The 24877-nt window shown below is 46.6% G+C and carries 25 protein-coding genes; all 25 read left to right on the forward strand.

Annotation, left to right across the window (positions count from 1 at the left end):
• The first annotated feature begins 113 nt into the window (after window positions 1-113).
• The 25 genes from MKX68_RS22675 (at window position 114) to MKX68_RS22795 (ending at window position 24783) form a co-directional block, all read left to right on the forward strand.
• Entirely contained in the window at window positions 114-443 is a 330-nt protein-coding gene (locus MKX68_RS22675) for a nucleotide pyrophosphohydrolase (protein WP_017687732.1), read from the forward strand.
• Window positions 444-493: 50 nt separating this feature from the next.
• The gene (locus tag MKX68_RS22680; RefSeq protein WP_289389660.1) at window positions 494-1018 is read left to right on the forward strand and encodes a tetratricopeptide repeat protein; all 525 of its coding nucleotides are present in this window, start codon (window positions 494-496) and stop codon (window positions 1016-1018) included.
• An 80-nt stretch (window positions 1019-1098) separates the two neighbouring features.
• On the forward strand, window positions 1099-1902 hold the full coding sequence (gene dapB, locus MKX68_RS22685; protein ID WP_017687734.1) for a 4-hydroxy-tetrahydrodipicolinate reductase: 804 nt from the start codon (window positions 1099-1101) through the stop codon (window positions 1900-1902).
• 11 nt (window positions 1903-1913) lie between these two features.
• Entirely contained in the window at window positions 1914-2354 is a 441-nt protein-coding gene (gene mgsA / locus MKX68_RS22690; protein ID WP_017687735.1) for a methylglyoxal synthase, read from the forward strand.
• Entirely contained in the window at window positions 2351-3049 is a 699-nt protein-coding gene (gene bshB1, locus MKX68_RS22695) for a bacillithiol biosynthesis deacetylase BshB1 (protein WP_340914130.1), read from the forward strand. Before mgsA ends, bshB1 begins: the two co-directional genes overlap by 4 nt.
• Before the next feature lie 98 nt (window positions 3050-3147).
• On the forward strand, window positions 3148-4308 hold the full coding sequence (bshA, locus tag MKX68_RS22700) for an N-acetyl-alpha-D-glucosaminyl L-malate synthase BshA (RefSeq protein WP_340914131.1): 1161 nt from the start codon (window positions 3148-3150) through the stop codon (window positions 4306-4308).
• Between the two features lie 63 nt (window positions 4309-4371).
• Entirely contained in the window at window positions 4372-5670 is a 1299-nt protein-coding gene (locus MKX68_RS22705; RefSeq protein WP_340914132.1) for a CCA tRNA nucleotidyltransferase, read from the forward strand.
• Entirely contained in the window at window positions 5657-6634 is a 978-nt protein-coding gene (locus tag MKX68_RS22710; RefSeq protein WP_338587562.1) for a biotin--[acetyl-CoA-carboxylase] ligase, read from the forward strand. Before MKX68_RS22705 ends, MKX68_RS22710 begins: the two co-directional genes overlap by 14 nt.
• Before the next feature lie 344 nt (window positions 6635-6978).
• Window positions 6979-7857, forward strand: coding sequence for a 3-methyl-2-oxobutanoate hydroxymethyltransferase (gene panB / locus MKX68_RS22715; protein WP_036672039.1), 879 nt, complete (start codon window positions 6979-6981; stop codon window positions 7855-7857).
• On the forward strand, window positions 7854-8750 hold the full coding sequence (gene panC, locus MKX68_RS22720; protein ID WP_340914133.1) for a pantoate--beta-alanine ligase: 897 nt from the start codon (window positions 7854-7856) through the stop codon (window positions 8748-8750). The genes panB and panC overlap by 4 nt, the downstream gene beginning before the upstream one ends.
• Window positions 8743-9126, forward strand: coding sequence for an aspartate 1-decarboxylase (gene panD, locus MKX68_RS22725; protein ID WP_017687742.1), 384 nt, complete (start codon window positions 8743-8745; stop codon window positions 9124-9126). The genes panC and panD overlap by 8 nt, the downstream gene beginning before the upstream one ends.
• Window positions 9127-9243: 117 nt before the next feature.
• Window positions 9244-9867, forward strand: coding sequence for a tetratricopeptide repeat protein (locus MKX68_RS22730; protein WP_313771433.1), 624 nt, complete (start codon window positions 9244-9246; stop codon window positions 9865-9867).
• 141 nt (window positions 9868-10008) lie between these two features.
• Window positions 10009-12870, forward strand: a complete 2862-nt coding sequence (gene dinG / locus MKX68_RS22735; RefSeq protein ID WP_340914134.1) for an ATP-dependent DNA helicase DinG — start codon at window positions 10009-10011, stop codon at window positions 12868-12870.
• A 219-nt stretch (window positions 12871-13089) separates the two neighbouring features.
• Complete coding sequence (locus MKX68_RS22740) at window positions 13090-13743, forward strand: redox-sensing transcriptional repressor Rex (RefSeq protein ID WP_062835163.1); 654 nt, start codon at window positions 13090-13092, stop codon at window positions 13741-13743.
• The gene (locus MKX68_RS22745; protein WP_339783008.1) at window positions 13730-15037 is read left to right on the forward strand and encodes an amidohydrolase; all 1308 of its coding nucleotides are present in this window, start codon (window positions 13730-13732) and stop codon (window positions 15035-15037) included. The genes MKX68_RS22740 and MKX68_RS22745 overlap by 14 nt, the downstream gene beginning before the upstream one ends.
• A gap of 39 nt (window positions 15038-15076) precedes the next feature.
• Complete coding sequence (locus MKX68_RS22750) at window positions 15077-15607, forward strand: DUF5590 domain-containing protein (RefSeq protein ID WP_338587556.1); 531 nt, start codon at window positions 15077-15079, stop codon at window positions 15605-15607.
• A 300-nt stretch (window positions 15608-15907) separates the two neighbouring features.
• Window positions 15908-16435 (forward strand): hypothetical protein, encoded by a 528-nt coding sequence (locus MKX68_RS22755; RefSeq protein WP_339166301.1) that lies wholly within the window; start codon window positions 15908-15910, stop codon window positions 16433-16435.
• Entirely contained in the window at window positions 16428-17930 is a 1503-nt protein-coding gene (locus tag MKX68_RS22760; protein WP_338587555.1) for an AAA family ATPase, read from the forward strand. Before MKX68_RS22755 ends, MKX68_RS22760 begins: the two co-directional genes overlap by 8 nt.
• A 133-nt stretch (window positions 17931-18063) precedes the next feature.
• Window positions 18064-18936, forward strand: a complete 873-nt coding sequence (locus tag MKX68_RS22765; protein WP_062835158.1) for a 3-hydroxyacyl-CoA dehydrogenase family protein — start codon at window positions 18064-18066, stop codon at window positions 18934-18936.
• Complete coding sequence (locus MKX68_RS22770) at window positions 18933-20138, forward strand: acetate/propionate family kinase (RefSeq protein WP_036671987.1); 1206 nt, start codon at window positions 18933-18935, stop codon at window positions 20136-20138. The genes MKX68_RS22765 and MKX68_RS22770 overlap by 4 nt, the downstream gene beginning before the upstream one ends.
• 101 nt (window positions 20139-20239) lie before the next feature.
• The gene (gene asnS / locus MKX68_RS22775) at window positions 20240-21535 is read left to right on the forward strand and encodes an asparagine--tRNA ligase (RefSeq protein WP_017687752.1); all 1296 of its coding nucleotides are present in this window, start codon (window positions 20240-20242) and stop codon (window positions 21533-21535) included.
• A gap of 20 nt (window positions 21536-21555) precedes the next feature.
• Window positions 21556-22260 carry a DnaD domain-containing protein gene (locus MKX68_RS22780; protein WP_338587553.1) on the forward strand — a complete coding sequence of 235 codons (705 nt, stop codon included), beginning with the start codon at window positions 21556-21558 and terminating at the stop codon, window positions 22258-22260.
• Between the two features lie 247 nt (window positions 22261-22507).
• Entirely contained in the window at window positions 22508-23008 is a 501-nt protein-coding gene (locus MKX68_RS22785) for an RNA polymerase sigma factor (protein ID WP_152416945.1), read from the forward strand.
• Window positions 23001-23453, forward strand: coding sequence for a hypothetical protein (locus MKX68_RS22790; RefSeq protein ID WP_338587548.1), 453 nt, complete (start codon window positions 23001-23003; stop codon window positions 23451-23453). Before MKX68_RS22785 ends, MKX68_RS22790 begins: the two co-directional genes overlap by 8 nt.
• 28 nt (window positions 23454-23481) lie before the next feature.
• Window positions 23482-24783 (forward strand): multi-tm2 domain protein, encoded by a 1302-nt coding sequence (locus tag MKX68_RS22795; protein WP_340914135.1) that lies wholly within the window; start codon window positions 23482-23484, stop codon window positions 24781-24783.
• The last annotated feature ends 94 nt before the right edge of the window (window positions 24784-24877 follow it).

Below are 24877 nucleotides of genomic sequence, written 5' to 3' on the forward strand. Positions count from 1 at the left end.
TGTTTATTGATTCTTTAAAAATGATTTGTCGCTGATGATGGTGGAAGTGAATCTAAATAACTGATATTATTAGGAACAAATACGACATCATTTCAAAAGGAGAATCCGTTCTCATGGAGAAAAGCATCGCAGAAATGCAGCGTGAGGTTGATCAGTATATCTCCCAGTTCAAGGAGGGGTATTTCAGTCCTCTGGCCATGTTGGCCCGGATGTCTGAAGAGGTTGGAGAGCTCGCCAGAGAAGTGAATCATGAATTCGGCGAGAAGCCGAAGAAATCTTCCGAAGCAGCCAATTCCATTGAACTTGAGCTTGGAGATATTTTATTTATCACGATTTGTTTTGCAAACTCACTGGGAATTGATCTGGCTGAGGCGCACGATAAAGTCATGCATAAATTTAACACCCGCGATGCCAATCGGTGGACTCCCAAAAACACCGATTAGGCCTAGATTACATATGCTGTACCATCACCCGATCGGGGAGGGTCAGCTTAATGATGAAACCGGAAGAATATATGCAGCAGGCCTACCGCTGTATATTGCAAAATGATTTTGAGCAGGCGATTCGTTGGTTCGAGTCAGCCATTCACGCTCATCCAAAACATGCGGAGTTATATTATCGCTGTTCCATAACACACGCCCGCAGCAAGCATCTCGTTCCAGCGCTTGAATATGCGCGTAAGGCGGTTGAATTGTCGCCAGGAACAGAAGAGTATATTTTACATCTGCAGACGTTGGAAGCAAAACAATTGACCTCCAGAGCGAAGTTGCTGTTGGAGCAAGCGGGTATTGCAACACAGGAGCGCTATGTGGAAGCGTCAACGCTTCTGCAAGAAGCGGTCAAACTTGATCCGCTCTCAGTGGAAGCTCATGTTATGCTTGCGCTGGCTTACAGTGATTTGAATGAATTTAACTATGCAATTCAGGCGCTGCGTGAGGCAATTTTGCTGGACCCGCAGAATGGGCAGCTGCATCAGATGTTACAGGAAATCAAGCAACGTATGAAATCCATTCAATAAGAATTCATTTTGCAAAGATTTCTTTTGAGTTGAAATGGATTCAACGATATGAACCAACATAGCGAGGAGATGCAGTCAATATGAGTGAAGTAATCAGAGTTGCCGTGATCGGAGCGGCTGGCCGTATGGGCCGTGAAGTTGTGAAATTGGTACTTCAGGACCCGGAATTGGAGCTTGCAGCGGCTGTCAACCGCTCCGGAGCAGGTACGGATGCAGGAACCCTTGTTGGTTTGCCAGAGTGTGGGGTGCTGGTGACTGATGATATCGAAATGGCTTTTGCCGAAACAAAACCTCAGGTTATGGTTGATTTTACAGTGCCTCAATATGCTTTTACACATACCGAGATCGCGATCCGTCATGGAGTCAGACCTGTCATGGGTGTTACCGGCTTTACGCCGGAGCAGATTGAACAGTTGGACAAGCAATGCCAGGACAAAGGAATTGGAGGGCTTATTGCCCCTAACTTCTCGATCGGTGCCATTCTGATGATGCGATTCGCAGCACAGGCTGCCAAACATATGCCAAATGTGGAGATTATCGAATATCACGGGGATCAGAAGCTGGATGCTCCTTCCGGAACAGCGATCAAAACTGCCGAACTGATTGCTGCCAATCGGGAAGAACTTCGTCAGGGTAACCCGAATGAGGAAGAAACCATTGAAGGATCTCGAGGCGGTTATTACAACGGATTCCGAATTCACAGTGTACGATTGCCTGGTGTATTCGCGCAGCAGGAAGTTGTTTTCGGAGACTATGGACAGTCACTCAAAATTCGGCATGACTCCTACGAGCGCGCAGGTTATATGCCTGGTGTTAAGATTGGTGTGCAAAAGGTTATGGAATATACAGGAATGATCTACGGATTTGACCACTTTATCGACTAAAGGAGATTGTCATGTTGAAAATAGCATTTATCGCCCATGATCGTAAAAAAGAAGAGATGGTTAACTTCGTGACGGCATATGAGCCTGTTTTTACGGACCATCAATTGTATTCTACAGGAACAACGGGCCTTCGTATTATGGAAGGAACGTCTCTGAAGATTCATCGATTCGAATCAGGCCCATTGGGTGGAGATCAGCAGATTGGAGCTTTGGTTGCGCAAAATGAGATGGATCTGATTATTTTTCTGCGCGATCCACTAATGGCACAACCTCACGAGCCAGATATTAATGCTTTGTTGCGTCTTTGTGATGTGCAGGGAATTCCACTTGCCACCAATATCGCAACCGCTGAGATTCTGGTTAAGGCTCTGGATCGTGGCGATTTTGCCTGGAGAGAGCTGGTACATAAATACAAGCCGGAGGCTGGATTAAATTCGGGTGATTCCGAATGAGCCTGGATATTCTTATCTTTGGAGCACATGCGGACGATGCGGAGATTGGTATGGGTGGAACGATTGCCAAACATACCGCTGCTGGTTTGAAAGTAGGCGTGTGTGATCTGACTCGTGCTGAGATGTCTTCGAACGGAACAGTAGAGCGCAGAACCGAGGAAGCGGAGCAAGCCTCCCGCGTCCTCGGTCTTTCGTGTCGAACGAATCTGGGGCTTCCTGATCGTGGTTTGTATCTTACGCCTGAACATGTACAGGCGGTAACGGCTGAGATACGGCGCCATGCCCCTCGGATGGTGTTTGCTCCATATTGGGAAGATCGTCATCCGGATCATGTCAATTGCAGTAAGCTTGTGCAGGAGGCTGTATTTAACGCCAAGCTTCGCAACTACATGCCGGACATGCCTGCCGTGCAGGTGAAGGAACTTTATTTTTACTTTATTAATGACATCGGGCCTACGGATTTGATTGTCGATATTACGGAACACTATGAGCAAAAAGAAGCTTCATTGCTCTCTTATCGTTCCCAATTCGAACTGGGAGCCGGAGCGGTCTCGACGCCATTGAATCAAGGGTATATTGAACGTGTAAGAGCCCGTGATTCCTTGCTCGGACAACGCAGTCTCATCCCGTTTGCAGAAGGGTTTGCTACAATTACACCTTACGTGGTTCATCAATTTGGCACGGGTGCCAAATAAACGATTTCACATTTTACGTTTAATGAAACGAAGGGTTTCATTATTCCGTTGCATTATATCAACCTGCTTAAGCGGGAGATCAAAGGAGCGTCCACAGGATGGATAAAAAGCTAAAAATCGGCATCACCTGTTATCCGTCCCTCGGCGGGTCTGGCGTTGTCGCAACGGAACTGGGCAAATTACTTGCCGAACAGGGGCATCAGGTTCATTTTATTGCCAACAGTATCCCGTTCAGACTGGGTACGTTCCAGAAGAATATTTTTTATCATGAAGTTGAAGTAAATGATTATTATGTGTTCCGTTACCCTCCGTATGACCTGTCACTGGCAACAAAGATGGCTCAGGTGGCTAAGTCACAGCAGCTCGATCTACTGCATGTTCACTATGCCGTTCCACACGCAGTATGTGCCTTTCTTGCCAAACAAATGGTAGGGGATGGCCTGAAAGTGGTCACCACGTTACATGGAACGGATATTACGGTTCTGGCTCAGGATGAATCTCTGAAGGATCTGATCCGTCTAGCTATTAATGAAAGTGACGCGGTCACTGCAGTATCCAAAGATTTGATTCGGGAAACGGTCGAATTGCTGGATATTCAGCGTCCAATCGATTTAACCTATAACTTTATTGACAAACGAATATATTATCCGCGGGATGCTGCAAGTTTGCGAAGAGACTTTGCTGCGCCCGACGAAAAAATATTAATGCACATTTCAAACTTCCGACCGGTGAAGAGAACTCAGGATGTGGTAGAGGTCTTCCGTCAAGTACAGGAGCAGGTTCCAGCCAAACTGTTATTTGTAGGTGAAGGACCTGATTTGCCGAAGATGCAATGGAAGATCAATGATCTCGGCTTGAATGATAAAGTTCATTTCCTTGGCAAACAGGATGACATTGCTCAAGTCATTTCCATGGCTGACGTGTTGATGCTTCCATCGGAGAAGGAAAGTTTCGGACTTGTGGCGCTCGAAGCAATGGCTTGCGGCGTACCCACGATCGGTTCACAGGCCGGAGGAATTCCGGAACTGGTCTTACACGGTAAGACGGGATTCTTATCCACGATCGGGGATACACAATCCATGGCCGAGAACACAATCCGTTTGTTAACAGATGATCGTTTGGCTGCGGAGTTCAGGGAAGCATGCCTTCAACGCGCACATCACGACTTTTGCAATGATGCCATTCGGCATGAATATGAACAGATTTATTACCGGGTGCTGGGAAGGGAAGTTCCGAACTTGAAGCCGGTTTGCGGTTAATCAATGGGTTTGACGAAATTATACTGTGCATACCACAACAGGCAAGAGAAGAGGTGATATGTGGTGGTTCAATGGACACAGGTAGATCGTGAAATGGCAATTCAAAGCGAGAATGTACTCACAACATTAAACAAACATGGCTACAAGGCATATTGGGTAGGTGGTTGCGTTCGTGACGAATTGATGGAACGAGTAGTAGACGACATGGATATCACGACATCTGCTTCTCCTCAGCAAGTCATGGAACTGTTTGACGATTGTATTCCTACAGGTTTGCAACACGGTACGGTTACCGTTCGTTCAGGCGGTTATTACTTTGAAGTGACCACATTTCGAACAGAATCCGAATATCAGGATAACCGCAGACCAGCTGCGGTTCAATTTGTTCAGCATATCAAGGAAGACTTACAACGGCGTGACTTCACGATGAACGCTCTTGCTATGGACGCCACTGGGACAATCGTTGACCCGTTTGGTGGACAGGCAGATATCAAGGAAGAGCGAGTCAGATGTGTGGGTTCTGCGATGGAACGATTTGGTGAAGATGCACTGCGGATGCTCCGCTGTGTCCGGTTTGCTTCCGTATTTGATTTCAAAATTGCCCATAACACGTGGAAGGGTCTTGTAAGGCAGAAAGACCTGCTTCAACATATAGCAATGGAACGAGTACGCACCGAGATGGTAAAAATGATGTCGGGACCCCATCCATTAAGAGGATTGGAACTGGTATACAGAAGTGATGCGCTTGCGCACATAAAAGCGCCGGTTAGTTCGGCGCGTTTTAACAAGACGTTGTTATCCAATCTGGAACAGTTGTCAGGTCAGCATGTGTTGCTTCGTTGGTCACTCCTTCTGATTGCTGGCGGTTATAGCAAGGACGAAGCAGACGTATTATTACGTCAGTGGACATTCTCTAATGAACATCGTTCTCGTATAACAGGTGTCCTTCAGGTGGAGCAGTTGATTCATACTTCCGTTCAGGAGCAGAAGGATACGGTCAGTCTCCGTTCCGATTGGATCGTTACTGTTCTGGCTTGTGGTGTTCAGGCGGCGGATGATTGGCTTCAAATACAGTCTGTACTGCCAGCAGGATGGCGGAATCAGTCCGAACAGGCAGCAATGCAGGTTGTTTTGGTTCAAGAGCTTGCAGCCGAATGGAGTAAATCGATTCCTGTGCATGACTTGAAAGAGCTGGACATCACAGGGGAACAAGTGTTGCAAATGGTGCAGCGCAAAGGCGGGCCTTGGCTGGGTCAACTGATGAAACATTTGTTACGAGAAACAGCGATTGGAACGATAGAGAATCAGCATGCAGCACTAAGTGCAGAAGTGAAGCGGGTGGTTCAAGATGACCAAGCATGAAGATTTGCTACATATGTTATTAAATGCAGAAGGACGATTTGTATCGGGTGAAGAGATTAGTCGTAATCTGTCCATCAGTCGGACCGCTGTGTGGAAACATGTGAACAAGTTGCGAGACATGGGATATGAGTTTGAAGCGGTATCCCGCAAAGGATACCGTCTGGTAACGAAGCCGGATAGCATTGACGCTACTGCCCTCCAATTGGCACTTGATACAACCTTATTTGGCCGTAAGGCTGTTTTGTTGACTTCGACCCTGTCTACGCAAGGGGATGTTCTCAAGCTAGCTGAGAAAGGGCAGGCAGAAGGTGCTGTGGTCATTGCGGAAGAACAAACAGGAGGAAGAGGACGTTTCGGTCGACAGTGGTTCTCTCCTCCGGGTAAAGGAATCTGGATGAGTGTCCTGTTACGCCCTGATCTACCACTTCAGCATACGCCGCAGCTAACTTTATTAACAGGAGTGGCTGTATGTCGTGCCGTTCGAGCTTGTTCAGGAGCTGATGCAGGCATCAAATGGCCAAATGATGTGTTGATTGACGGACGTAAGGTATGTGGCATATTGCTTGAATCTACGGTGGAAGATCATGAAGTCAGATACTGCATTGCAGGTATAGGTGTTGACGTGAACTTTGATCCCGAGGATTATCCGGAAGATCTGACCACAATCGCTACTTCGCTCAAGATGGAGACGGGACAATCCGTTGATCGTACCAAACTAACGGCTGCCATTTTGACGGAGCTTGAACAATTGTATTTTTTGTATCAAAAAGAAGGGTTCGGCGTGATCTCAGCTCTATGGGAGGCCCTGTCCGTATCGATGAATCGAGAGATTACAGTGACTAATCCTCATGGTGTCATTGAAGGGAAGGCAATCGGTCTTGACCCTTCCGGGGCACTTATCGTGGATAAGCACGATGGAGAACATTCACTAATCATCTCTGGTGAGATTTCCTGGAAATCGTAAACAATTTGTCGAATTTTCACTGGTAAAATGAACATAAGACGTGAAGTTTGAGCAGAACTTTGGTATACTGTGTTCGTGAGGCGGTATCGGCTAATGCAGACCGAATTGCACTCCCGTAACAGTAACCTTTGTTCTGCTTTGATGTGTTTTATATAAGCAGACCGCAGTGCAAGAATGAAATACGTTTAAGTGAGTTGTTGGATTCTGCTCTGAGCCGAAGAGGACCGAGACAGAAGGGACGATCGCAAGTGACTCTTTTTTGACTTTTCGGGACTTTTTAGTGGAAAACTAAAAGGTTTTTTTGTTGCGTTTATTTGAAAAGAAGAAAGGAGCCATCAGAGAAAATGGCGAACAAACAAGCGTTGAATATTGTGAAAATGAAAAAATACAAGCAGGACGGCGTGCCGCTTACCATGATCACGGCTTACGATTATCCGACAGCTCTCCTAGCAGAGGAAGCAGGTATTGATCTGATCCTAGTTGGTGATTCACTCGGCAATGTAGTACTGGGTTATAACTCGACGCTTCCGGTGACCATTGACGACATGGTGTACCACACACGTTCCGTAGTGCGCGGTGCTGAGAAGACATTTATTGTGGCTGATATGCCTTTTATGACCTATCATGGCAGCGTGGATGAGACGCTTAAGGGTGTACGTCGACTGATGCAAGAGGGGCATGCCCATGCCGTTAAAATGGAAGGCGGAGTCGAGATAGCGGACACCGTTAGAGCAGTCGTGCAAGCAGGCGTGCCTGTTCTTGGACATATCGGACTTACACCTCAATCGGTTAATCAGATTGGTGGTTACCGCATTCAGGGCAAGGATGCAGCGGACGCGAAACGTCTGATGGACGAAGCCAAAGCCCTGGAAGCTGCAGGCGCGTTTGGCATTGTGCTTGAACTGGTTACGGAAGAAGTTGCACGGGCGATCTCGGAGGAACTGTCCATCCCTACCATCGGAATTGGAGCAGGACGAGGCTGTGATGGTCAGGTACTGGTATTCCACGATGTGGTTCAATACGCCTCTCCGTATACACCCAAACGATTTGTCAAAACCTATGGAGATGTGGGTACATTAATCAGAACGAGCATCGAAGCTTATGTGAAAGAAGTTAAAGATCGTTCGTTCCCGGCCGAAGAGCATGTATTCAATGCTGCGGATGGTGTTCTGGATCAACTGTACGGCGGACAACGCAAGGAAAAGGTGGGGAGTAACTCATGAAAGTATTACGGACAATCGCAGAGTTAAGACAGGAACTAAGCTTGAAGCGTCAAGCGATTCGGTCCAGTGCGTCCGTTGTAGGTCTGGTACCGACAATGGGTTATCTTCATCAAGGTCATGCAAGCTTGATGCAGGCAGCAAGAAAACAGAGCGATATCGTGGTATTAAGCATATTTGTTAATCCGATTCAATTCGGCCCTAATGAAGATTTTGACAGCTATCCGCGGGATGAAGCCAGAGATGTGGAAACAGCACGCTCACAAGGAGTAGATATCGTATTTATTCCCTCTGTTGAAGAGATGTATCCACAGGCAACACAAACGACCGTATCGGTCTCAAAACTGACGGAGCGCCTATGTGGCGCTTCCCGTCCGGGGCATTTTGACGGGGTAACGACCGTAGTCTCCAAACTGTTTAACATCGTACAGCCACAGCGTGCATTTTTTGGAATGAAAGACGCCCAGCAGGTTGCGGTCATTCAACAGATGGTGAATGATTTGAATATGCCTGTAGAAATTGTACCCTGTCCGATTGTTCGCGAAGAGGATGGCCTTGCCCTCAGTTCACGTAATGTCTATCTTAGCGCAGAACAGCGTACACAGGCATTGGTTCTGTCGAAGGCACTGCGTGCAGCTCAGGAAGCCGCAGATACAGGTGTAGCTACAAATGCGGCAGATATCCGTCGTATTCTGCGCGAGCAGATTGCAAGCTCACCGCTTGCCGTTATCGACTACGCCGAGATTCAGGCTTTTCCAAGTCTGGAGCCGCTCGCAGATCAGGAAGAAGTTCAAGGACGTGATGATCTGCTCATTGCACTTGCGGTGAAATTCGGAAAAACAAGATTGATTGACAATATAAGGTTGCAAAAATCGGAGGTACTGTCCCATGTTTAGAACACTGATGAAATCCAAAATCCACCGGGCTACGGTAACGGAAGCCAACTTGAACTATGTGGGTAGCATTACCATAGATGAAGACTTGATGGAAACATCCGACTTGATGGAAAACGAGAAAGTGCAAATTGTGAACAACAACAATGGTGCACGTCTGGAAACTTATGTGATTCCAGGACCGCGCGGGAGCGGGGTCATATGTCTTAACGGCGCAGCTGCACGTCTGGTGCAGCCTGGAGATAACGTCATTATCATTTCTTATGCCATGATGTCCCAAGAAGAGGCAAATACTCACAAACCAACCGTTGTATTTGTAGATGGACAGAATAAACCTGTACAAACGATGAAGCAGGAAGTCCACGCGACAATTATGTAATCGACTGGTAAGGAGAATGAAATCGGCCCTTGAAGCAAAAAATGAGTACAGGTCACTGCACTAATCCATTTTTTCAAGGGTGGGGATGCATCGATGTTCCAGCATGTTTTCGCAGAAATGAACGACATGTTAGATGAAATTATCAAGAGCTATCCTTCCGCTGAAGGCCTGAACAAACAAGAATTGCTGCAAAAGTGGAATTTGCTTAAGCGGATGAGTGACGGAATGCTGGATGAATGGCTGATGTTTGAAGAAAAGATGAGCCAGGTGAGGGAGCGGGAGATGGATAAGCCTGCTTCCCTTGAACCGGAACAGGAAGCTGTTACCGCTCTGCCTGAACTCCATCTGGAATGTTTCAGTCGTGGTCAGGGCTATTTCAAACTACAGATGTATCCGCAGGCGATCATGCAGTTCTCCCGGGTTGTGACCGACCATCCGGAGAGTGCATTGACTCGTTTTTACCTGGCGCTCGCGTATCTGAATTTGGAACAAATGGCGGAAGCCGGGACACATTTGCAGCAGATCATGTACCTTAAGGGTTCACCTCGCTTGAAAGGGCTTGTATGTAACGCCCTGGGCTGTATTCAAGCCAAGCTTGCGAATCCTGAAGCTGCATGTTCACTCTTTGCACAGGCCCTTCAGTATGACCCGACATTGACCGAACCACTGTACAACATGGAAGCTTGCAGGTTGAACAGGGGAAAATTGCAATATGCTAATCAGCTGACGACCCTTCATTAAGCGGGAATTCGGCGACAAAAAACGGTGTTCCCTCCTTTGGCATAGCGGCGGGGACACCGCTTTTTTGTCAGTTAATTTTCAAATCCCCTTTTTTTTGCTATGCTGTAACATAGACTGGAATGGAAGGGACCGTACATTGCAATGAAATTTGCCGTATTGGATTTCGAAACAACCGGCACGCAGTCCGACGGTGAGATTATACAGGCCGGACTTGCCATCATAGATCATGACTACAGCATAACTCAAATATATAGTTCTTATGTGAACCCTGGTGTACCGATTCCCCCGTTTATTTCGGGGTTGACGGGTATTACCGATGCAGATGTGGCGGACGCTCCTTCACTCGAAGAGATGATGATGGAGATGGTTCCGCTACTTAATGATGTGGTGCTTGTTGGACACAACGTCGCTTTTGATTTTCACTTTTTGCAGAATGCTCTTGACCGTTGCGGTTATTTGCCGTTCACTGGCCGCATTCTGGACACGATTGATTTTCTGAAGATCACATTCCCATCACTGGGTTCTTATCAACTCGGTTATGTGTCTTCCGAATTTGGATTTCAACATGATCGCCCTCACCAGGCAGACAGTGATGCACTGGCGACAGCCTATGTGCTGCTCAAGTGCCTGGATGAGTTAAAGGAATTACCGCTCATAACGATTCAGCGCCTCAGTGACCTGTTTGCACCAGAAGACAGTGACTTGGGCTGGTTCTTGGACGGAATGCGCAGTGAGAAGGAAGCAGAGCCGATTCAGGATCTGGACGGACATACCTATTATCGTCAGCTTGCTCTTAATGTAAGTGATTGGACCGATATTGGTGCACCACGCGATGAGCGGGAGGCTAACCCCCTTGATGGTGTAAGCTTCGAACAGTTTATGGACCAGGTTCGGGAGAACCTGAAGGATACGCTGGATCATTACGAAGAGCGTGAAGCGCAGACTCAGATGTTCAGCAGTGTAAGGCAAGCCCTGGATGAAGAGAAACATCTCTTGATCGAAGCTGGAACGGGTACCGGCAAATCTCTAGGGTATCTGTTGCCTGCTATTTACGAAAGTGTGAAACAAGAACAGAAAGTTATGGTCAGCACGCATACGATCAATCTGCAGGAGCAATTGAGAGAGCGGGACATTCCGATGCTGACTCAAGTGGTTCCGTTCCCGTTTAAGGCTGCTGTATTCAAAGGACGTGGACATTACCTGTGCCTGCGCAAATTTGAACACAAAATCAATAAACGTGAGTTCGCCACACCTAAAGAGGATTATTTCACAGCTGCTCAGATGATCGTCTGGCTAACACAGACCGAAACCGGAGATGATGAGGAACTTAACCTTAGCGGACGCGGAGGGGACTTCTGGGAGACGGTACAGAGCGAATCCGAATCATGTCTGGGAAGATCCTGTCCATGGTTCCGCAAATGTTTCTACCATCGTGCCAAACATGAAGCAGGGTTGTCTGATATCGTAATCACCAATCACTCCAAATTATTTACGGATGTGAAAGCCGCGCATCAGCTGCTGCCAGCCTATGAGAGTCTTGTAATCGATGAGGCACATCATCTGGAGGATGTCGCTGGTAAACATCTTGGAATGCATATGAAATATTTCACTTTGGTTCATACACTGACCCGCCTGTTTAAAGACAGTCGTAATGGTCAGCTGCCTATGCTTCGTTCGCAGTTATCCGGGCATGAGAATTCGGTGCAATGGGGCTCCATGGTGGATCAGATGTTCCCGCTCGCTCTTGAGGTCAAGGAACTGTGGGATCGTATGAGCGATGCCTTGTTTGGTCTGTTGCCTGAACGAAGTGATGCTTCACCGGGCGAGACGGGGCAATTTTCACTGCGTCTGAAAGCATCTCAGAAACCTGCAAAATGGCAGGAGTTGCAGGATCTGGAGAACCAGATCTATGTGACTCTGGGCGATTTGGTTCGCAAAGGGGACAAATTGCTGCTTGAAGTGAAAGAGGATCAGGATGATTATCAATCGGATAGTCTGATTACGGACATTACAGGATTACTGAAAGATCTGACCACATTGAAGGAGAATCTACGTTTCTTCATGCGAATGGATGACGCCAAAACAGTGTACTGGATGGAAGCCAGCGGCCAGTTCCGCAGTAAATCACTCCAGCTGTATGCCGTACCTGTAGATGTCAGTGCCCAACTTAAGGATTTGTTTTTTGATAAAAAGAAAAGTGTTGTGCTTACATCAGCTACGCTTTCGGTAGATAAGTCATTCCAGTTCATGATTGAGCAGCTTGGCTTGCAGGATGCTTCCGAGAATAATCGGTTGTTAACGTCGATGCTGCCATCACCTTTCAACTATCGCGATCAGGCACTTCTGGTGATTCCGCGTGATTTCCCGAGTGTGAAGGGAAGTGTGGGTGATGCGCACTTTGTTAATATGCTGGTGCAATCACTCGCAGAGACGGCAATTGCTACGCGTGGACGCATGATGGTTCTGTTTACTTCATACAAGATGTTGCGACAGGTCTATGATCCGCTGAAGGAGGCGCTGTCTGGCAACGACATCTCGTTGCTTGGTCAAGGCGTTGATAGTGGAAGTCGTTCCAAATTGACTCGCAGGTTCCAAGATGCCAAAGCAACAGTACTTCTGGGCACAAGCAGCTTCTGGGAGGGTGTAGATATTCCGGGAGAAGCGCTGACCTGTCTCGCTATTGTAAGATTGCCTTTCCAACCGCCGAATCATCCGTTGGTGGAAGCCAAGAGTGAGTTGCTTCAGGAACAGAAGAAAAATCCGTTCATGAAACTGTCCGTGCCACAAGCGGTCATTCGTTTCAAGCAGGGATTTGGCCGATTGGTGCGTACAGCAAAGGACAGAGGAATTGTCATTGTTTATGATACACGTGTGATTGAAGCGTACTATGGTAAATTCTTTTTATATTCATTACCAGGTCCCAAAATGGAGCATATGCTCACGGAGCAGATGGTTCCACGAATCACCGAGTGGTTGGAAAAACCTGCTAATGAACAAGAATAATGGTTGTTCTGTTCGTTATATCATTGCATGACACTATCGTTTGGCGTTAAACTTTATTAGATATTTCCGTATCCGATTAGAGCAGTTGCACGTAAGAACTTATAACCTAAATTACAAGGAGCATTCTGTATAAAATGTCACGTTTATCTTTGAGTTTATACAGAATGCTCAACTTTTCATCTATTATTTTTATCGTGGCCTTGGTAAGGGGGAGCAAGAATGAAATCGGATAAAATTTCGGAAGCGGTGGTACGACGTCTGCCTGTATACTTGCGCTATTTGAGCGAGTTGCACCAGCGTGAGGTGGCTACTGTTTCTTCTCAAGAGCTTGGACAAAGGCTGGATCTGAATCCGGCCCAAATTCGAAAAGACCTGGCTTACTTCGGTGATTTTGGTCGTAAAGGGATCGGGTATGATGTATCCTATTTGATCGAGAAAATTCGTCACATTCTCAAAATCGATCAGCAAATTAATGTAGCTCTGGTAGGTGCGGGTAACCTCGGACAGGCCTTGTCCAACTACAACGCATATCTGAAAGACAACATGAAGATTGTTGCTGTATTTGATGCATATGGACCGAAGATTGGTAGTCAAATCAACAGTTTGACGGTAAAACCAATGAATGAATTGACGGAAGCGGTTAAAACGGATAACATCCGCATCGGTATTATTACGGTTCCGGATACGGAAGCTCAAAATGTAGCCGATCAGCTTATTGAATCGGGAATTGAAGCGATCCTTAATTTTGCACCAACAATTCTAAAAACACCGCCGCATATCCGCATTCACCATGCTGACTTTACAACGGATCTGCTTAGTTTGGCCTATTACTTGGAGACTGGAAAGGACGATGAGGAAGATGACAACAAATAGATGGGTAATTCACAACGGCAAATTTGCCGTTAATGAAGGCGGCACAACATGGAACGTTGTTCAAGGATACATGGTTGTTGAGAATGACAAGATTGTGCATATTGGTGAGACATTGCCGGATGGAGACGAAAATTGTACCAAAGTGGATGGAAAAGGATTGTTCTTCCTGCCGGGTCTGATCAATACGCATGGTCATGCAGCGATGTCGTTGCTCAGAGGGCACGGAGACGATCTTGCGTTGCAAGTATGGTTGCAGGAAAAAATGTGGCCGATGGAAGCGAAAATGACTTCAGAAGACGTATATTGGGGAACTTCGCTATCGGTGCTTGAAATGTTGAAAGGCGGAACTACAGCTTTCCTGGACATGTACGATCACATGGATCAAGTTGCCAAAGTTGTGGAGCAATCCGGCGTTAGAGCAGCACTGGCACGTGGTGTAATTGGGCTGTGCTCGGAAGAAGAGCAACTGCGGAAGCTGGAGGAGTCGGCAGCGTTTGCACGTGAGTGGAATGGACAGGCCGATGGTCGCATTACAACCGTAATCTCGCCACACGCACCATATACATGCCCTCCTGACTACATAGAGAAGCTTGTACAGGTCGCAAACGACCTAAACCTTCCTCTTCATACACATATGTCGGAAACGCTTCGTGAAGTCGAGCAGAACGTGGCTGATTATGGACTGCGTCCTGTAGCACATCTGGAGAAACTGGGCTTTTTCTCCCGTCCATCCCTGGTTGCACATGCGGTGCATCTGAATGACGAAGAGATTGAGATTCTGGCCCGTCATGATGTGGCTGTATCCCATAACCCGGGAAGTAACCTGAAACTCGCTTCCGGTGTTGCGCGTGTACCTGCGTTGCTGAAAGCAGGAGTTACCGTGTCACTCGGAACTGACGGACCAGCAAGTAACAACAACCTGGATATGTTCGAGGAAATGAGACTGGCTGCATTGATCCACAAAGGTGTATCTGGTGACCCGACGGCAGTGCCAGCAGGCGAAGCGTTACTACTCGGAACGTCATATGGTGCCAAATCAATCTTCTTGAACAATACCGGAGCACTCCAGGTCGGCATGAAGGCTGACTTTATCGCCTTGGACATTGAACAGGCACATTTCTATCCACATACAGACCTGATCTCACATACGATCTACTCGGCTTCTGCCAAAGATGTTGAGCACGTATGGGTGGATGGGAAACAAGTGGTGAAACATGGCGAATGTCTGACGCTGGATGAAGAGCGTATTTTGCGTGAGTCTCAATTGGCATTTGATGGTCTGCTTGCTCGTTAATTGCAGGATAGAGCATCATAGGGAAAGGAAGTTCGGCTTTTGAAGAAAAAAAAGAAGTGGATATGGATTTCGCTGCTTGCACTGGTTCTGATTCTGTTTGGACTTCAGCGTTATTACGTCCATGTCACGCAGGACCAGCGCAAGGAAGAAGCGCTCGCCATACAGGCAGCTCAGGAGCAACTGGGCATTACATCCTATGATGAATTGCGCAAGTACATCTGGGGAGACAAAGAAGGCTCTGACAACATCTACTGGACCCTGATCGGCAAAAATAAGGATAACCAGGATGTTATGGTTTGGGTTAAATTCGATGCAAACAATCAACCGGCTAAGGGTGCAAACGCTGTACACAGTGAGCTGCTGCAGAATGGCATGTCCGAAGCGCAGATCCGCAATCGCTTCAGTTCTGAAGTTCCTGCCGGCGAGATTAAACGAATCATGCCCGGAGTTGTGAATGGAATATATGTGTGGCAAGTGTATTATAAAGACGGTACGCATAACCACTATCGTTTTTATCGTTTTAGCAACGGAGAACAGGTGGACCTGGTCTACACACTCCCGAACAGCTAGAACAAATAGAGTGACATAGCTAGAGAATGAATGAAACAAAAGAACCGGCAGACGGATATCCGACTGAACCGGTTCTTTGTGTTGCCCGTAAACTTAAATAATTTAAATAGTTAAAATTAATAATTTATTCATATTTTCGCCTTCGAAATTGTATATACGATGTGATATACTCAGATATGTACTCAAAGTTACATTCAAAACAAATAAACCTGTCGAAATTATCGCAGGAGTCAATGTGCACATATTCTTATATACCAATAAGCCAGTAGGTTGGGCCAAAATCTGGGAGGGGTAATTCACTTGAAACTAAAAGTATTGCCTATTGCTTTAACTGCCGTCATTTCAGCCGTTGTGTTGTTTGGAGGTTGGTTTGTATATCGTCAGGTGGCTGTGCAGAATCCGATTGAAAAGATGGTTACCCAGTACGATGGAGTCAATGACGTTCAATTAACTATTAACCGCAATGACGTACAATTGAAACTGGATCTGCAACCCGATGTTGATTTGGGCAGACTGGTACAATATATTCACAAAGAAGGACAGAACTTGATTGGAACACGTTCACTAAAATTGGACGTTGTGGATCATTCCAGTGAAGCACTGGAAAGTTGGTGGGGTGATGCGATGTTTACCGTAGCTCAGGCGATGGAGAACAAGCAATACACCGAGATTACACCAACGTTGTCAAAGATGGCGACCAATGGAATTAAGGTGAATACAGCGATGGATGACAACAATGTATATGTCAGTCTCAGAGACGGAGATGCCAGCAAGTTTATTATTCTGCCGCGTGTGCCCGGTCAGATAGGAGTGTGGCCTAATGCCTAAGTGGACAAAAGAAGTTGCCATCGGATTTTTTCCCGTATTGATTATTTTTCTTGCTTTTACTGGTGTTAATATTGTTCCGATTCTGATTGCAGCGGTGCTTGTCGGAGCTTTGCTGTTCATGATGCAAATGCGTGGCGGGATTACAGTAGGCGCTGCACAGGAACGTAAACGGAAGAAAAAAGGACCTTCCAAGCTTACTTTTGAAGAAATTGGCGGACAGGACAGTGCCAAGCAGGAATTGCGTGAAGCACTTGACTTTCTCATCAAACATGAAGAAATTCGGAAGTTCGGGATTCGCCCGTTAAAAGGGATCTTGCTGACGGGCCCTCCAGGGACAGGAAAAACGTTGATGGCCAAGGCTGCTGCCCATTACACCGATTCTGTTTTTGTAGCAGCATCTGGCAGTGAGTTCGTGGAAATGTATGTTGGTGTGGGTGCCAGCAGAATTCGGGATTTGTTCAAGGACGCGAGAACTCGTGCCACCAAGGAAAATAAGGAAAACGCTATTATATTTATCGATGAAATCGATGTGATCGGGGGGAAACGTGAGGGCGGTCAACAGCGTGAATATGATCAGACCCTCAATCAGCTCTTGACGGAAATGGATGGAATCTATTCTTCCGATACGCCGAGAATCCTTGTTATCGCTGCAACAAACCGCAAAGAGATGCTCGATAGCGCTCTGACGCGCCCGGGACGTTTTGACCGCCACATTCAAGTGGACTTGCCTGATAAGAAGGGCAGAAAGCATATTCTGGAACTGCATGCGGTGAATAAACCTCTGATGAAGGAAGTTAATCTGGAGAAAACAGCTGAAGAATCGTATGGTTTCTCCGGTGCACAGCTCGAAAGTGTGATGAACGAAGCAGCAATATACGCCATGCGGGACGGGCTGTTGAACATCGAACAGCGGCACTTGTCCCTGGCTATTGATAAAGTCATGATGGGTGAGAAGACAGACCGTGAGTCCAGTGTGGAAGAGAAGAAAAGGGTCGCCATTCATGAATTGGGACATGCCATTATGGCAGAACTTGTTCGTCCAGGCAGTGTTAGTCAGGTGGCACTTAGTCCGCGTGGTCAGGCGCTGGGATATGTACGTCATAACCCGCAACAGGAACAGTTCCTCTATACGAAGCGCTTCTTGGAAGAGCAGATTATGATTGCACTCGGAGGAGCAGCTGCGGAGGAAATGTACTACGGTGGTCGTTCCACAGGGTCACGCAATGACTTTGATCAGGCAACCAATGTGGTACAGACCATGATGGCTTCCGGGTTGACTTCACTTGGGATTGTGAACATGGATATGGTGACAACCGAGGAACTTATGCGAGAGAATAAATTAATTTTGCAAGAACTGATGGAACAGACAAAGCGGTTGCTTGAAGAACAACGGACAATTTTCGACAATTCACTCGACATCTTGATTCGTGAGGAAGTTTTGTCTGGCGAACAATTTCGTTGTCAATTTCGTGACAGTGCCCTTCTACCAGCATAATTTATTTATGCTGGTTATTTTTTTTTACATTTCACTCGTGCTAAGATATTATTATATGTTGGGTCGAAATTTGTAATTTTCGGCGAACAGGGTACAATAGAGAAATAGAGAACCGAAAGGATGGAGCAGAACCATGTTTTTCAAAAAAATAGGAGTTGTCGGCGGCGGTACGATGGGGCAAGGTATTTCCCAGATGCTAGCAGCCAAAGGACTTGATGTGCTTCTCGTGGAGCATACAACACAAAAGCTGGATCATGCATATGACATGATCGAAACCAATCTGGATAAACAACTGGAGAAATGGGCGATTACAAAAGCGGAGAAGAAATTGATTCTTTCCCGTATTACCAAGGTAGCTCATTTAGCTGAACTTGGAACTTGCGACATGGTCATTGAGACGATTTCAGAAGATCTGGATGCGAAAAAAGCAGTATTCAGCCAACTGGACCAAGTTTGTCCAAGCAATGTCATTCTGGCAAGTAATACATCCACGCTGAGTTTGACCGAGCTTGCAAGCTCGACCAAATACCCAGAGCGTGTTATTGGTATGCACTTTATTCACCCGGTATCCCGGGTTGATCTTGTAGAGATTATTCGTGGACTGAAAACTTCGGATACAACTTTCGAAGAGACCAGACGTTTTGTTGAAGAAGTAGCGGACAAAAAAGGAGTCATGATCTATGAATCACCTGGATTCGTAACTTCCCGCTTGATCTGTCTGCTGATTAACGAAGCGTTGCATGTATTGCAAGAAGGTGTTGCATCTGCTGAAGATATCGATGATGCAATGCGTATCGGATACAACTTCCAACATGGACCACTCGAAATGGCTGACCGTTTCGGATTGGATTCTGTTGAAGCTGCACTCGAAAGAATGTTCCGTGAATTCGGAGAATTGAAATATCGTCCTTCTACAGTCCTGAAGAAAATGGTGCGTGCAGGACACCTGGGTGTCAAAACAGGCGAAGGATTCTTCAAGTACGACAAGGATGGTGACCGACTGTGAAAGTACTCGTAATTAATGCGGGGAGTTCCTCGCTCAAATATCAACTGTATAATATGACTGACGAATCTGTCCTGGCTAAAGGTCTGGTAGAGCGGATCGGAATGGATTCCTCCATTCTGACGCACAAACCAACAGGCCGTGAGGATGTTACAGAAGTTAGTGAAATTCTGGAACACACAACAGCAATCCGTAAAGTCATTGATATTTTGACTCACAAAGAAAATGGTGTACTGGATTCTGTAAGTGAAATTCAAGCTGTTGGACACCGTGTTGTTCACGGTGGTGAAGCATTTAAAGAATCTGCACTGGTAGATGATGCAGCCAAAGCTGAAATTCGTCGTTTGTTCGACTTGGCTCCACTTCATAACCCTGCAGCAATGATGGGTATTCGTGCGGCTGAATTAAATATGCCAGGTGTGCCTCAGGTAATGGTCTTTGATACAGCGTTCCATCAGACGATGCCTGAAAAAGCTTACCTGTATGCCATTCCGCGTGTACTTTACAAAAAATATAAAGTACGTCGCTACGGGGCACATGGTACTTCCCATGATTTCGTAAGCAAGGCAGCTGCTGAATATCTGGATCGTCCAGTGGAAGATCTGAAAATCATCACTTGTCACGTGGGTAACGGTGGTAGTGTAACAGCAGTTAAAGGTGGCGTATCCGTGGATACTTCGATGGGTATGACTCCGCTTGAGGGACTGATGATGGGAACGCGTTCTGGTGACCTCGACCCAGCCATCGTACCTTATGTAATGAACAAGGAAGAACTGAGCGTAAGCGAAGTGAACTCCATGTTGAACAAACACAGTGGATTGCTTGCGATCTCGGGAATCAGCAGTGACATGCGTGAGATTACGGAAGGTATGGAGAATGGCGATGCCAACTCCACGCTTGCTTTTGAAATGTACGAATACCGTCTGCGTAAATACATCGGCTCATATGCAGCTGCAATGAACGGTGTAGACGTGATCGTCTTTACGGCTGGTGTAGGTGAGAACTCCGTTGTACTTCGCCAAAAAGTATGTGAGCAGCTCACTTATCTGGGTGTTGAACTGGATGAAGCGTTGAATGCCATTCGTTCCGGCGAACCACGCCGGATCACAACAGCGAATTCCAAAGTGGAAGTTCTCGTTGTGCCAACTAACGAAGAATTGGTAATTGCACGTGATACACACCGAATCGTATTGAATTCTCAGTAATCTAACTGTAAAGTAAATATAGAATGACAAGGAAGTGCAGAGGACAGGCATAAGCCTGCCCGCTGCATTTTCAAATTCAGGAACCAAGGGGAGATATGGGCATGAATACGAATTGTGTAATTCGTAATGTGAACGAGCATGTGGGCGAAACCGTAACAATCGGTGCCTGGATTAACAACAAACGTTCCAGCGGTAAAATTCAGTTTTTGCAGCTGCGTGATGGAACCGGATATATCCAAGGGGTTGTTGTAAAAAGTGAAGTTAGTGAAGAGATCTGGAACAATGCCAAGAGCCTGACACAAGAAAGCTCTTTGTATGTTACAGGTATTATTCGTGAAGAACCTCGCAGTGCGTCCGGTTACGAGATGACTGTTACAGGGGTTGAGATCATTCACCTGACTGAAAACTATCCAATTACGCCTAAAGAGCATGGTGTTGATTTCTTGATGGACCATCGTCACCTGTGGCTTCGTTCAACGAAGCAACGTGCGGTTATGGTGATTCGAGCAGAGATTATTCGCGCTGTTCAGCAGTTCTTTGATGGTAACGGATTCACACAAGTTGATCCTCCGATTTTGACACCATCGTCTGCGGAAGGAACAACGAACCTGTTCCACATCAAATACTTTGATGAAGATGCTTATCTGACACAAAGTGGTCAATTGTATATGGAAGCTGCAGCCATGGCGCTGGGCAAGGTATATTCCTTCGGTCCAACATTCCGCGCTGAGAAGTCCAAAACACGTCGCCACTTGATTGAGTTCTGGATGATTGAGCCGGAAATGGCATTTGTAGATCATGAGGAAAGTCTGCGCGTACAAGAGAAATTTATCGCTCATGTCGTTCAATCCGTGGTGAAAAACTGCCGTGCAGAACTGGAATCTATCGGTCGTGACGTATCCAAACTCGAAGGCATTGTAGCTCCATTCCCGCGTATTACGTATGATGAAGCAATTGAATTCCTGCATGGTCAAGGCTTTGATATTCCTTGGGGAGAAGACTTTGGTGCACCGCACGAAACAGCAATTGCTGAGAAGTACAATACACCGGTCTTTATCACGCATTACCCTGCTGGAATCAAAGCATTCTACATGAAACCAGATCCGAATCGTCCAGAAGTTGTTCTCTGTGCTGATATGATTGCACCAGAAGGATACGGAGAGATTATTGGCGGTTCGCAGCGTATCGATGATCCGGAATTGATGCAACAACGTTTTGAGGAGCACAATCTCTCGGATGAAGCTTACCAATGGTATCTGGATTTGCGTAAATACGGATCGGTTCCTCACTCCGGTTTCGGTCTGGGATTGGAGCGGACGGTAGCATGGATCTGTGGATTGGATCATGTACGTGAAACAATCGCATTCCCACGTATGCTCTATCGTCTGTACCCTTAATGCTTAACCGAGGAGCATCTATGGAAGACACCACATCCAAAGCTTGGTTGGATGGAGCAGCTTATGGCATGACATCGGGTACAGCCCATCTGCCGTATGCCTTGTTACGTTTTTATCACCAGCTTGGTCTATCAGATGCAGAAGTGCTTCTTCTGATTCAACTGCTAGGGTTCCGTCAGGCAGAGTTCAATGAGTTTCCTACGCTTGAAGAGCTTGCGGCGCGCATGGGACTTGCACCTGAAGGCATTGCCAGAATGTTGCAACGTCTGATGAGGGATGGGTATATTGCTATTGACGAGCACCGTGACGAAGAACGGGACATCCAGTACGAGCGATATGACTTACATGGATTATATGCCAAGCTTGCAGCGTGCACTGCTGAAGAAGTAGCCGCATTCCGTGCGGAGCAGCAGAGTATCAATACAGCACGTCAAGATTCGAACAGTGTTCAAAAAGAAGAGGAAGAACGGAATATGTTCTCCATCTTTGAAAAAGAATTTGGACGTCCGCTCTCTCCAATGGAGTGCGAGACAATATCCAGCTGGTTGGATCAGGACCGTTATCAAGAGGAATTGATTCTAATGGCTCTGAAGGAAGCGGTTTTTGCAGGCAAAGTACATTTCCGGTATATCGATCGAATACTGCTTGAGTGGAGTCGCAATCGTGTCAAGACCGTACAAGACGCGAAGGCGTACACGCAGCGGTTTCGTAATGGTGGACGTTAATTCCAGCGTAGGCAGGGACAAGAAACAGGCCAGAAGTCATTCTGTGCCTGTTTTTTTTGGATTAAAGATTGGATGAGTGATCAGCAACATCAACCTTTCAGGCAATGATTTCATTTTGTTTTACAAAAATTTGATAGATCACGCAGGGGTTAACGCACAAGCTGTCGTCTATTGTATTGGAGAGGAGGGGAGAGTTATTGATGAAGCGCGCGTAATCGAACAAATCCGTCAAGGAGATACATCCCAGATGCGTACTCTGATTGATAAGTATAGCCAGCATGTATATCATGTGGCCTATTCCGTACTCAGGAACGATCAGGAAGCACAGGATGCAGCTCAGGAGGCGTTCATACAGATGTATAAATCTCTCCCCGACTACCGTTCTGAAGGTTTCAAAACGTGGTTAACCCGAATTGCCTTTCACAAAGCGATTGATGCCAAACGCAAGCTGGGCAGACGAACTGCTGAGGATCTGGGTGGAGAAGAAAAAATAATCAATATGCCCGGACGGGATGAAGACGTTCTTACCCGTCTCGTTCGTGAAGAGCGTCAGGATAAACTTCGCGAACGAATTAATCAGTTGCCTGCTCAGCATCGTGACATTATCACTGCGTATTATCTAAGCGAAAAAAATTATGAGCAGATTGCCAGTGATGCACAGGTGGCTGTGAAGACCGTGGAATCCCGCTTGTATCGTGCCCGGCAGTGGATTCGAAAACATTGGAAGGAGGATGAATGGCGTGAGTAAACAGGAGAAGTATACCGCTGCACAATGGACTGATTATATTGAAGGCCATATGAGTGAAACTCAAGCGAACCAAATGGAACAGCTTCTGATGGAAGATCCGGATGCGATTGACATCTATCTGGAAGCGCTTGGTATCCATGGAGAACTGCCTCCGCTACATGACCCAACAGGGTTTGCGGATTCAGTCATGCATCGGATTGAGGGCATTCAATCACCCAAGGTACAACGCAAATCCCGTGCTGGACGAAACCGGCGCTGGCTTGATCATAAAGTGTTCCATTACGCGGTAGCGGCCTGTTTGACATTGATCTTCCTCTCGTCTGGACTTTTTGACAAGGTAGCACCATATCACAAGTTCCAGGATGGCGACCACAGAGGGTCATTTACCGAGAAATGGACGGAGACAGCCACTTCATGGCTGGATAACTTCAAGCCTAAACCATAAATGGTTTCGCATTGCCTGAAAAGAAAGGATGACGACTGTGCACTCAGATCGTAACAAATTACTCGCATTTCTATTAAACCTGATACCCGGTCTTGGTTTCATGTATTGGGGACGGGCCGCAAGGGCTGTGATTTATCCATTGCTTTTCTTCGGAACAGCTGTTGGCTCATTCATGCTAGCAATGGTCACTACTGATCAAGATTTAATGATTATCGGTGCACTTTTTGCCGCTTTCTTCTGGGGGATCAGTATGCTGGACATGATTATTGTTTTGCTCCGTGCACCTTCTGCCCGAGATGCTCATTATAGGGGATACGGTGCGCCTTATGGAGCTCCTCCACACCAAGGAGCAGCCTACCAGGGAGCATACATGGGTCAGCAAGGGCCTATGGAGCAGATGAATGAAGATGAGCTACATCAACATCCAGGTGGTGAATATGGCCATCCTGAGGGTCCCTATGGTCAACCCATGTATCGAAAAGGCAGTGAGGGTGAACGATTCTTCACCATTTTGCTATCATTTGTTCCAGGATTGGGACATCTTCACCTGGGATTGTTGCATCGTGGGTTGTCCTTCCTGATGGCGTTCTTTGGTTCATTTGCCATGATGGTTTTTGTAGCTTCGATCACCAATGAATCGGTATTTTTAATGTTCTTACTCATTCTGCCTGTAATATGGGTATACTGCATGTTTGATGCGGTGCAACATGTCCACCGTAAGCAGGCTGGTGAGGTGTTGCAGGATCGGACATTATTTGAGGAATTGGAGATGGGTAGAGTAGCCGGACGACGTAGCAAAGTGCTTGCAACGCTGCTATCCGCTTTTCCAGGTGCAGGTCATCTATATCTGGGATTGCAAAAAAGAGGCATGCAATTGATGTTCCTGTTCCTGGGCAGCATCTATGTTCTGGACCTGCTTCACTTATCGGTGTTTCTGTTCATGATTCCACTGATCTGGTTCTACAGCTTCTTTGACGGACTACAGTGCTCCAGTCGTTATGGACGCGAGCCACTGATAGATCAACCGATCTTCAAGGACTGGGCCCGCCATCAGCGCCTGATTGGATTCGGGATTGCAGCACTAGGTCTATATTATCTGACGATCCGACTTGTCATTCCACAGCTGAATGAGCTGTTCCCTAATGCATTTATGACATACGAGATTCGTTCCTATTTGAACACTGTCATTGTATCCTTGCTGCTCATTTTTGGCGGTTTGAAACTGCTGTTTGGCAAGCAGAGGGGGACGGGTATCCATAGTGCTGCTCAAGGAGATGATGAGGGAGCAGACAGTCTCTTTTTATTCAAGGATCGGGATGATCGACTGTAATTTACTATCCAAGTTAAATAAAGATTATTTACACTGACACTTCGATGACAGAGCAACCTTTCAATCGCTGTTATCCCATAACAAAAAAACACGC

It is taken from the genome of Paenibacillus sp. FSL M8-0212, from assembly GCF_038004645.1.
GTDB lineage: Bacteria > Bacillota > Bacilli > Paenibacillales > Paenibacillaceae > Paenibacillus.